The sequence below is a fragment of the Rhodococcus sp. MPR-R1B genome, from assembly GCF_058793255.1.
Window position 1 is genome coordinate 85,430 of the sequence record NZ_JBXAFO010000023.1, and the last position, 6,000, is coordinate 91,429.

At 60.5% G+C, this 6,000-nt stretch carries 10 protein-coding genes; 2 read left to right on the forward strand and 8 right to left on the reverse strand.

Features of this window, described 5'->3' with window-relative positions:
* Positions 1–147 precede the first annotated feature (147 nt).
* The 4 genes from AC1Q61_RS25555 to AC1Q61_RS25570 all read right to left on the reverse strand — a co-directional run bounded on the left by AC1Q61_RS25555 (position 148) and on the right by AC1Q61_RS25570 (position 1,864).
* A complete protein-coding gene (locus AC1Q61_RS25555) occupies positions 148–819 on the reverse strand; it encodes an ANTAR domain-containing response regulator (protein ID WP_042925720.1) in 672 nt (223 codons plus the stop codon).
* 48 nt (positions 820–867) lie between these two features.
* A complete protein-coding gene (locus AC1Q61_RS25560; RefSeq protein WP_256082897.1) occupies positions 868–1,002 on the reverse strand; it encodes a hypothetical protein in 135 nt (44 codons plus the stop codon).
* Between the two features lie 73 nt (positions 1,003–1,075).
* Positions 1,076–1,621 (reverse strand): Dps family protein, encoded by a 546-nt coding sequence (locus AC1Q61_RS25565; RefSeq protein ID WP_003943731.1) that lies wholly within the window; start codon positions 1,619–1,621, stop codon positions 1,076–1,078.
* Between the two features lie 84 nt (positions 1,622–1,705).
* Positions 1,706–1,864, reverse strand: coding sequence for a hypothetical protein (locus AC1Q61_RS25570; protein ID WP_003943664.1), 159 nt, complete (start codon positions 1,862–1,864; stop codon positions 1,706–1,708).
* A 358-nt stretch (positions 1,865–2,222) separates the two neighbouring features.
* Between AC1Q61_RS25570 and AC1Q61_RS25575 the strand changes: the two genes are divergently transcribed.
* Entirely contained in the window at positions 2,223–2,525 is a 303-nt protein-coding gene (locus AC1Q61_RS25575; protein ID WP_003943719.1) for a MerR family transcriptional regulator, read from the forward strand.
* Positions 2,526–2,549: 24 nt separating this feature from the next.
* Here the strand turns inward: AC1Q61_RS25575 and AC1Q61_RS25580 are convergent, their stop codons facing one another.
* From AC1Q61_RS25580 to AC1Q61_RS25595, 4 genes are all read right to left on the reverse strand, one after another.
* Complete coding sequence (locus tag AC1Q61_RS25580; protein ID WP_007726560.1) at positions 2,550–2,927, reverse strand: hypothetical protein; 378 nt, start codon at positions 2,925–2,927, stop codon at positions 2,550–2,552.
* A 136-nt stretch (positions 2,928–3,063) separates the two neighbouring features.
* Positions 3,064–4,551 (reverse strand): alpha,alpha-trehalose-phosphate synthase (UDP-forming), encoded by a 1,488-nt coding sequence (locus tag AC1Q61_RS25585; protein WP_003943632.1) that lies wholly within the window; start codon positions 4,549–4,551, stop codon positions 3,064–3,066.
* A complete protein-coding gene (locus AC1Q61_RS25590) occupies positions 4,548–4,967 on the reverse strand; it encodes an STAS domain-containing protein (RefSeq protein ID WP_007726563.1) in 420 nt (139 codons plus the stop codon). The genes AC1Q61_RS25585 and AC1Q61_RS25590 overlap by 4 nt, the downstream gene beginning before the upstream one ends.
* 259 nt (positions 4,968–5,226) lie before the next feature.
* Positions 5,227–5,415: a PI-type proteinase gene (locus tag AC1Q61_RS25595; protein ID WP_136472457.1), complete on the reverse strand. Its 189-nt coding sequence runs from the start codon at positions 5,413–5,415 to the stop codon at positions 5,227–5,229.
* Positions 5,416–5,582: 167 nt separating this feature from the next.
* Here AC1Q61_RS25595 and AC1Q61_RS25600 point away from each other — a divergent pair, with 167 nt between their 5' ends.
* Entirely contained in the window at positions 5,583–5,831 is a 249-nt protein-coding gene (locus AC1Q61_RS25600) for a hypothetical protein (protein ID WP_007726566.1), read from the forward strand.
* Positions 5,832–6,000: the final 169 nt, after the last annotated feature.

Genomic DNA, 6,000 nt, shown 5'->3' on the forward strand with positions numbered 1-6,000 from the left:
CGCGGATCCAGGTCGGGTGTTAAGGCAAAGCTCGGTCCCCCCGGCCTGAACCGGCGGGACCTTCGAGGCTCCTCCCTCGAGGGGGAAGATTTCGGGGGTACCTCTGGTCGGTCATTACCCAGCCGTACAACTTTTGAATCCCGGTCGTCAGGAATTCTTTCGATCCACGGCACGTCGTTCTGCTGCGGCGACAAGACCACCGGCGATGTCGCGCACCTTGACGTTCCATTCCTGCGACATCTGGACCAGAAAGTCGAAGGCTTGGTCGGCCGAGCACTCACGCTCGGCCATCAGTAATCCCTTGGCCTGCTCGATCAAGGGCCGAGAATCCAAAGCTCTTCTCAGTTCGTCATTTTCCGCGCGAAGGCGGGTGAGGACGTCTGACGCCGAACTGGACTGCTGAGCCAGCGGTCGTTGAACCTCGTATACACGATGAAGCACACCGATGACCCTGCCGTCATCATCGGTGACGGCGGAATTCACCGTATTCCAATAGCGGGTGACAAACATCCCGCTCCCGCGCTCGTCGCGCACGTCGTAACGCTGAGTCGGCAGTGCGTCCCGAGTTCGGGACCGCATCGTGCGCTCGAATGACGCTGTCAACGAGAAGATTCCATCGGCAAACGAGTCGTCGGGATTGTCGGGGAAGGCTTCGAACACTTCCACTCGGTGCAATTGATCGAGGCTGCGACCGGATACGGCAAGGTATTCGTCGTTTGCGCCCTGGATACGAAAATCGCTGTCCACGAGCAGAAGAGAAGAACTGCTTGCCGCAAATCGATCGCTACGAACGATCGAGCGGAGAGTGCTCGAACTCATGATTGTGTCGTTTCTGTCCTGTCTTCGACGGTTGCGGCCCCTGATATTTCAGAAGTAGGTGATCGCGAGAACTCCGAGGGCGGTGCCTGCCACGATCGATCCGAACAACAAACGCTGCTGCAACACGAACATCTGATACTCGCGACGTGTTTGTGTCGACGTGCCGCGCGAGTCCGCAGACATGCTCTTGCCCTTTCCTGTTGTGGGGAGTGCGGTTTCGGCCGACCCCCGATCGGCCGAAACCGCGGACGGTGTGTCAGTTCTGACGCGCCTCATTTGCGGCATCCTGCTCGGTGGACGCGCCTTCGTGTACGAGGCTGCCACCCGAGTTCTCGAGGTGAGCACGAACGAACCACTGGAACTTTTCCAACTGCGCCGTCTGGCCGATCAACATGTCCTCGGTGATCGGATCGATCTTGCCGACGCTGTCGATTGCGGTGCGACTGTCGGTGATGATCCCGGTGTAGACGAGGTCGAGCGCAGCGAGGTGCGCACGAGCGTCGTCTCGGCCGACGGAGTAGTCGTCCCACGTTCGATCGCGCTCGATTGCTCCCGCAGTGCCCTTGGGCGAGTTACCCAGTGCCGCGATACGTTCGGCCACATCGTCGGCGTAGCCGCGAACCAACTCCACCTGGGGGTCGATCATCTCGTGCACGCCGATGAAGTTGGGGCCCACGACGTTCCAGTGAACGTGCTTGAGCGTGAGGTGAAGATCGTTGTAGGCGCTGAGGCGTTCCTGCAGAATATCGGCGACGGACGAACCGTCTGCGCTGCTCAGTCCCGGTACGGTGAACTCGGACATATGTTTTCCTCTCGTCTTGATGGGGATCGCCCTCCAGTGGGGCGGTCTCGCGCCATCGTCAATCGGATCGCGTGTCGGTCAGGTTCAGTGCGCGAGTGCTACTGGCTCCTCTGTCACCGGGTCGCCGTACATCATCGCGATTCGGCGCTTGACCTCTTCGGTTGTCAAAGTCGCACTTGCGACAGTGATTCCGATGCCGGTGGTGCTCTCGCCCTGTGTGGGCGGGATGTCGATCGTCGTCATCTTGCTCCCGGTGAAGAGTGTGCCGTGAGGGAGTCGGCTGAACCACCGACTCCGACGTCTGGGTGTTCTGCGCCTTCGAGCTCCAGTTATGGCGCTTTCAGGTGCTACAAAATCTATATCAGCCGATGTAGATAATTGGCAAGGCTACTTCGATTCGCGGGCGAAGGAAAGCGCATTGTGCAATCTTGTCGAAATCGGCTTTGATCTGCCATTTCATGCCTTTTCTGCTCGACGATTCTTGTTGTCAGTGGTCCTGGACACGCTTGAATCTATGTCCTGGGCGTCAGATTCACTGCGTGATGGTGCTAAGGTCGGGTGACGCCGATTGAGACAGCCGACACCGAACTAGGAGGTTCCAGTGACGTCGGAATCCCAGACCCGGGCGCTGCGCGGCGTGTACGGGATCTCAGTGATGTCTGAACTGTCCGGGGTAGGACCTCAGACGCTGCGCCTTTACGAGCGAAGGGGCTTGCTCACACCAACCCGCACCGATGGCGGTACGCGCCGGTACAGCGAGGCCGACCTGGATACGCTCGGACGAATCACCGCGCTGATCGACGACGGAGTCAATCTCGTCGGTATTCGTCTGATTCTGTCCCTCGAGGCCGAGAATGCAGTCTTAGCGGCTCGAATCAGCCAGTTGACCGCCGAGGGGGACTAGTGGTGCTGCTCGAGACGATGCCGTTCAGGATGGAGTTTCGGTGCGGGTAGGGTCGCCGAAGTCCGCGTCGGCGGAGATTTTGTTCCCTGCCGCTGCGATCTGTTCGAGCGCGGCGTCCAAAGCATCGACCAACCATTGATGCGACGCCTCCGCGAGGAGGCGATCCGGAGTGTCGGTGTTCTCGGATTGGAAGAACCGCACCAGCCATGATTCTCCGTTGTCGGGTCGATCGGAGAGTCCAGCCGCGGTATTGGTCGCCAGAAGGAACCGGTTGTATTCGAGGTCAACACGAATGGCGTACTCGCCGAACAGGTTCACCACGTTGGCCGGCCGATGAGTAGCGGCAGCGAGCGCAATGAGAGCGTCGTTGTAGGTTTCGGAGTACTTCATCGTGAGGGGCATGGTCGGCCTGTCTTTCTGGGCCGATGCAGCATTGCACGGCTATGTCGAGGAGATCAGTTCGCAGCCGCTGCTTGACGATGAACTGAAACCAATCCTAGCTCGAGTCTCCGAGCGCACTGACGCAAGCCCGTGGGGGTCAGTTGTTGCGCGCAAAGTTCGACTCACGCTCCGTGAGGAACTGATCGTCCGGAAGCGGTCCAGGTGGGGCAAGCGCAGTCAGGAACGACTCGGCCCACTGATGCACATCGTGTGTCATGACCTGTCGATGCAGCGCAGCCATACGTCGACGGCCTTCCTTCGGATCCTGATGAACCGCGGTCAGGATCGTATTCTTCACGCCGTCCAAATCGTGCGGGTTGACCAGATATGACTGTCGTAATTCCATTGCGGCACCGGTGAACTCGCTGAGAACGAGAGCACCTCCGAGGTCGCCACGACAGGCCACGTACTCCTTGGCCACCAGATTCATCCCGTCGCGCATCGGCGTCACGAGCATGACGTCGGCAGCGACGAACAGTGCGATCAGTTCTTCACGGTCGACCGGCTGATACAGGTAGTGAACGACGGGGCGGCCGATCTGACTGTGGTCACCGTTGATGCGGCCCACCTGCTCTTCGATGACGCTACGCAGGTCGATATAGTGCTGCACGCGTTCACGACTGGGCGTCGCGAGCTGCACCATCGTGTACTTCTCCGGATCCAGACGGTCCTCGTCGAGGAGTTCCTTCAAGGCTTGAAGCCGCAGGTCGATACCCTTGGTGTAGTCCAGCCGGTCGACTCCCAGCAAGATTTTCTCGGGATTTCCCAGCTCTTCCTTCAATTCGCGCGCGCGACGCAGGACCGAATCGCTTTTCGACTGGCGCTCGAGTTCGGCAGAATCGACGGAGATGGGAAAGGCGCCCACCTTGACGACGCGAGAATCGAAATCCACATGCCCGAGCGCACTTCGAACACCGACGCCCGCGGTCGTCGTCTTGAGGCCGAGAAGTTTGCGGGCCAAGAACAGGAAATTGTTTGCGCCACCAGGTAAGTGGAAGCCGATCAGATCGGCGCCCAGCATTCCCCTGACGATCTCCTTGCGCCACGGAAGCTGCATGAAGAGCTCGACCGGAGGGAACGGGATATGAAGAAAGAACCCGATCGTCAGATCCGGCCGCAGCTCGCGCAGCATCGCCGGCACAAGTTGCAACTGATAGTCCTGCACCCAGACAGTCGCTCCGTCCGCGGCGCAACGCGCGGTTTCCTCGGCGAACCGCTGGTTGACCGCGACGTAGGTGTGCCACCACGACCGCTCGAACGTCGGAGCCACCAGAACGTCGTGGTAGAGCGGCCACAACGTGTCGTTGGAGAACCCCTCGTAGTACTCGGCGAGGTCCTGAGAGGTCAGCTCGACGGGAAACAGACGAAGGCCGTCAACCACTATCGGATCGACCTTCTCGTCCGCGACCCCCGGCCAGCCGACCCAGGCGCCATCCCGCTGTCGCAGGATGGGTTCGAGCGCAGTGACGAGCCCACCCGGACTTCGCTTCCAGTTCTTGCTTCCGTCTTCGTCGGTTTCGAGATCGACCGGCAGTCGGTTTGCGACGACGACGAATTCGGAGAGCTTTTCGAGATCGGTACTCACGCCGACATCGGCTCCGCCAGGGTCTCGTCCAGGACGGAGGTCGAGGACAGGTACGCGACTGCATCGGCTGTCGAATCGGTGTACACGATGTCGGTGTCCATCTTCAGAAGAGACAGCGGACGCCTGACAGGGTGCGCTGCGACGAGCGTCCACGGCACTCCGAGCCTCCGTGCCTTGGCCGACAGAGTCTCGATGATGGAAAGACCTCCGACGGAGATGAACTGGACGTCCGAGCAGTCGAGTACGAACGGGTGTCGCTCACCGATCAGGTCGTCGACGCAGGCAGCGAAATCAGCTCGGGACCGGACGTCGATCTCGCCGCTGACCACGAGCGACTGAATGTTTTCGGCACAGGTCGTCGTGAAGGTGGGGGGACTGTCCGTACGCTCATCTGTAGTTCTCGAAAACTCGTTCATCGAAACTCCTGACGGATTGCTCGAAACGGTTCGTTCGAACGGTCTGGTTCGAAACGGTTTCGTTCGAAACCGGGAAACGGCACGGGAAGCAACGCACGAACCGTGCTCGTCTTCAACGGCTGGGTACTCAACCGTGCTGAGTGCCTACCTTACCGCATCGCGAAAACCCAGGTGAAAAGCGTTAGATCCGTACGGATTTCAAGGTCCCGTGAGCGTCGGCCCACGGGACCTTGGTCCCGATGGTTCAGACCTTCCGGGATCAGTCGGTGTCAGTCGCCGGGCCGGTGCTCGAGGCTCCGCCCTCGTCGGCCCACGTACGTTCGCCCGACGGATCGGTCTGAACGTCCTTGGGCGCGGTGTCGGAGCCGGTTCCCGGACCGTGGTCGGTGCCGGTGGTCTGCGGCTCGTCCGTCTGATCCGTGCGGTCGGTGGAATTCTGTTCACTCATGGTGTGCGTTTCCTTCGGGAAGTCGTTGTTCATGTACTTGTCGTTTCCTGCTCACCCGCGAGGGGTACTCAGTAGGGGGTAGTGCGTCACGTCGAGCCAGTACGTCACGTCGAGTCCATACCGGCAAAGTCAGCTGTCACCGAAGCAGGAGATTTCACGTGAACCATATGACCGTGACGACCGAACACCTGCGTGCACTGCTGGGCAGTGGCCCCCATTCGGAACTGGTAGCGGTCGGGGGCGAGATCGAGATCTACGTCCCCGATGAAGAAGGGTTCGGTCTCGAGGGTATCTCGCTTGTCACTCGCGAGCAGTTGGCCGAACGTCTACCGTCCTCACCCGACAACCCCGACGAAGGTGAACTACGTATCGCCGCAGAATCGTTGAGCGAGATGATCGCCGAACTCGGCGGTTGAACTCCGAAGTTCGGGGCAGCCGACGTCAGATCTGCGGGATCGGATCCGGAGGGTACGGGTTTGGTGGCGTCGGAGTCGGTGGCACGGGCGGCGGATTCATCGGATCGGGTGGTGTCGGCGCCGGTGGTGTCGGCGGCCCCGGGTCGGGGGCGGGGCCCGGATCCGGTGG